The organism is Synechococcales cyanobacterium T60_A2020_003 (assembly GCA_015272205.1).
Taxonomy (GTDB): domain Bacteria; phylum Cyanobacteriota; class Cyanobacteriia; order RECH01; family RECH01; genus JACYMB01.
In genome coordinates this window covers 1-2,653 of record JACYMB010000230.1, presented here as the reverse complement: position 1 = coordinate 2,653, position 2,653 = coordinate 1, and the positions used below count along the sequence as shown (strand labels likewise).

Here is a 2,653-nt window from a genome sequence, read left to right as displayed (position 1 = left end):
ATTTTGTCATGACCCTCCGCCTCCAGCGAGAACGGATGACCCAACACCTGCTGCCCAGTCTGCGGGAATACTATCAGCAGTTTGGGATTACGCGCGATCGCCTCCAGCAGTGCAGTCCAGAGGTGCGCGTTCTCCATCCTGGCCCCGTCAATCGCGGGGTGGAGCTCAGTTCTGACCTCATGGATGATCCCACCTTTAGCCTCGTGTCTCAGCAGGTTACCAGTGGGGTTGCGGTGCGGATGGCGTTGCTCTATCTCATGGGGGGTGGCAAGGTCTAGCTGTAGCGCCAGGGCTTGATCACGGTGGCGATCGCCTGTTTCAGCTTGCGCTTCACCATCTGCCGATTCACGTGTAGGCTAGCGGCGTTGATCTCAGTGGGAGGTAAAATCTCACGAGGGTTAAAGCGTCCCAGCACTCCGTAGGCGGCTAACCTTGCGTACTCCCGAAACACCAGCAAACTAGCGGTGCGGGCACCGAGGGTGCGGGGGAGGGGACTGTAGTGGGGAATCACCTCAAATCCCAAACTTTGGAAGGTAAGGCGCGATCGCAGCATGTGGGGCGGACGGTAATCAAAATAATGCGGCGGATGCCCATGGGCTCCAGAATACTAGCGGTGTATTGGGCGTTCTCCTCCGTCGTGCGCGAACACGGTTCTCCATCCACGGCATCAGCGGGCAGACCTTCAGACTTTAGGTAATCCACCATGGCGGGAGCGTCGTAAATGCCGCTAACAAAAATGAATGGTGCCCGCCCCTGTCGCCACAGATCTGCGGCAATATCGGAGCGATCGCGCCGCATCGAGGAGCCTCGCCCTAAAATCACGATGGCATCGGCAGGTTCACCCCGATCTACAGGCACAAACTGCGTCAACACCTTTTGGCCTAGGGCGATCGCCACCGGGGATGCACTCAGGAGGTAGAATCCCAGTAACGTAGCACCCGTCGCCCGAATCCAGCGCTTGTAGGGCAGCGGACGGATCAGCGACGGCAAAAGGATAATGCTGAGAAGGGCAAGAATCACGTAGGTGGGATGGGTCAACTATCCGAAAATCATCCACGATAGATGTGCCCATTGGCCTGCCGGAGTATCGATACAGGTGGAGGGGTCAACCATTGCGAACCGAACGCCGTCTATGATGTTCATTGCGTGATGGGTTAAGGGGTCTTCAGCTCTGTTCTGCCACACCCAATGCAGGGATGCAAGCGATCGCCCCAGGACTCTATGTAAACTTGTTTGCCAGTCCCCCCGTTACAATATCAGCACAGGTAGCACCGCCTGATTTGGGGCGATCGCCCTGTCCTCTAGTATATTTGATCCGTCCTATGCTTCAGTCGCCTGCCCCCTCCCCAATGCCCACTGCTGCCACCGATGATTTTCGGATTGGCTTTGCGCCGCTATCCCTGGATGAGGTGTATCGCATCGCCGATGATCCCGCAAATGGGGCGATCGTGGTGATGAGCGGCATGGTGCGTCAGCAAACCGATGGCAAACCCGTGGTGGCGCTGGAATATCAAGCCTATGAACCGATGGCGCTCCATGTGTTTCAGCAGATTGCCGATCAAATTCGGGCCCAGTGGACGGACGTAACTCATGTGGTGATCCATCACCGAACGGGACGACTAACAGTGGGGGAAATTAGCGTGCTGGTGGCGGTGGGCTGTCCCCATCGGTCGGAGGCGTTTGCTGCCTGCAAGTACGCGATTGATACCCTCAAACACAATGCGCCCATTTGGAAAAAAGAACACTGGGCGGATGGTTCGAGTAGCTGGGTCAGTATTGGAGCCTGCGAGCAGATGGTAGAGGGTTGTTAAACGTTAATTGCTAATAATCACCATGAATGCACTTCAAGACGGGAGGTAGGCGATCGCTCCAGAGCGCAGCAGTTTCAAAAGCAGCAGACGCTTTCAGGTTACAAACCGCTTTGCGAATCATGTTAGCGTTGGTAAATTCTTCGGCTGTCCAGGGTTTAGAGAGGAAATCGCGCAGATAGGGAGTCATCTGATTTCCCAGTTTGTCTGCCATTGCTCGCATTCCCACCAGGTCACTTTCCATGGCAATGATGGCGGCAAAGGCATCTGCTGGATCCTCCCAACCCGGATGCGCTTCTTCAACAATGCAACCCAGATCTTGCTCAAACACCCGAACGGCTTGTTCGACAATGTGGCGTACTTGCGGATCAACGGCAGCGTATCCCCAATTTGGACTGTAAGCAATCTTTAAGCCTTTCAGATCGCCCTTAAGGGTTTCTATCCAGTTAAAGTTAGCAGGGGGAAGGCTATGGCGATCGCTAACTGTTGCTGTTGCCCTCCCGAAAGGCTGTCACCTCGCTGGTTAAGCTTGGCAGCCAGCATAGGAAACAAATCCAGCAACCATTCGATATTGTTTTCAGTGGACTGAACACGTTTATATTGACCCGACAAGAGGCTTTGTTGCATGATTAGAAAAACGGTCAGGTTCGCCTTGAGAGTGTCCTGGTATTAACCTTCAACCTTGTAGCTATCGGGTTTAGCGATCTGAATCATGCGGTTGAGCGCAACACATTTGATGAACAATTCCACGGCTTGATTGTCAAATTGACGTGCACTGAGATTGCCCCCAAAAATAGTCTTAAAGCGGAACATGGTAGTTTCAGCAATCGAACGACGATGATAGC

Annotated in this window: 7 protein-coding genes; 2 read left to right on the top strand and 5 right to left on the bottom strand. The window is 54.1% G+C overall.

The features are described 5' to 3' along the window. Positions 1 to 278: aspartate carbamoyltransferase (locus tag IGR76_11595; GenBank protein ID MBF2079133.1), on the top strand; the 278-nt coding region annotated here is incomplete at its 5' end. On the opposite strand, the gene IGR76_11590 is transcribed toward IGR76_11595, so the two are convergent. After that, complete coding sequence (locus IGR76_11590) at positions 275 to 523, bottom strand: hypothetical protein (GenBank protein ID MBF2079132.1); 249 nt, start codon at positions 521 to 523, stop codon at positions 275 to 277. The genes IGR76_11595 and IGR76_11590 overlap by 4 nt on opposite strands. Next, positions 508 to 1,038 carry a YdcF family protein gene (locus tag IGR76_11585; protein ID MBF2079131.1) on the bottom strand — a complete coding sequence of 177 codons (531 nt, stop codon included), beginning with the start codon at positions 1,036 to 1,038 and terminating at the stop codon, positions 508 to 510. Before IGR76_11585 ends, IGR76_11590 begins: the two co-directional genes overlap by 16 nt. A gap of 311 nt (positions 1,039 to 1,349) precedes the next feature. Here IGR76_11585 and IGR76_11580 point away from each other — a divergent pair, with 311 nt between their 5' ends. Next, positions 1,350 to 1,811 carry a molybdenum cofactor biosynthesis protein MoaE gene (locus tag IGR76_11580; GenBank protein MBF2079130.1) on the top strand — a complete coding sequence of 154 codons (462 nt, stop codon included), beginning with the start codon at positions 1,350 to 1,352 and terminating at the stop codon, positions 1,809 to 1,811. 10 nt (positions 1,812 to 1,821) lie between these two features. Here the strand turns inward: IGR76_11580 and IGR76_11575 are convergent, their stop codons facing one another. The 3 genes from IGR76_11575 to IGR76_11565 form a co-directional block, all read right to left on the bottom strand. Next, complete coding sequence (locus IGR76_11575) at positions 1,822 to 2,250, bottom strand: hypothetical protein (GenBank protein ID MBF2079129.1); 429 nt, start codon at positions 2,248 to 2,250, stop codon at positions 1,822 to 1,824. Next, positions 2,247 to 2,435, bottom strand: a complete 189-nt coding sequence (locus IGR76_11570; protein ID MBF2079128.1) for a hypothetical protein — start codon at positions 2,433 to 2,435, stop codon at positions 2,247 to 2,249. Before IGR76_11570 ends, IGR76_11575 begins: the two co-directional genes overlap by 4 nt. Before the next feature lie 42 nt (positions 2,436 to 2,477). Further along, positions 2,478 to 2,653 (bottom strand): IS5/IS1182 family transposase (locus IGR76_11565; protein ID MBF2079127.1); only part of this gene is annotated, 176 nt, incomplete at its 5' end.

What these genes read in the sequence shown, in the direction of transcription:
- IGR76_11570 (MBF2079128.1), bottom strand. Translation starts at nt 2,435, where the DNA reads ATGCAACAAAGCCTCTTGTCGGGTCAATATAAACGTGTTCAGTCCACT.
- IGR76_11580 (MBF2079130.1), top strand. Translation starts at nt 1,350, where the DNA reads ATGCCCACTGCTGCCACCGATGATTTTCGGATTGGCTTTGCGCCGCTA.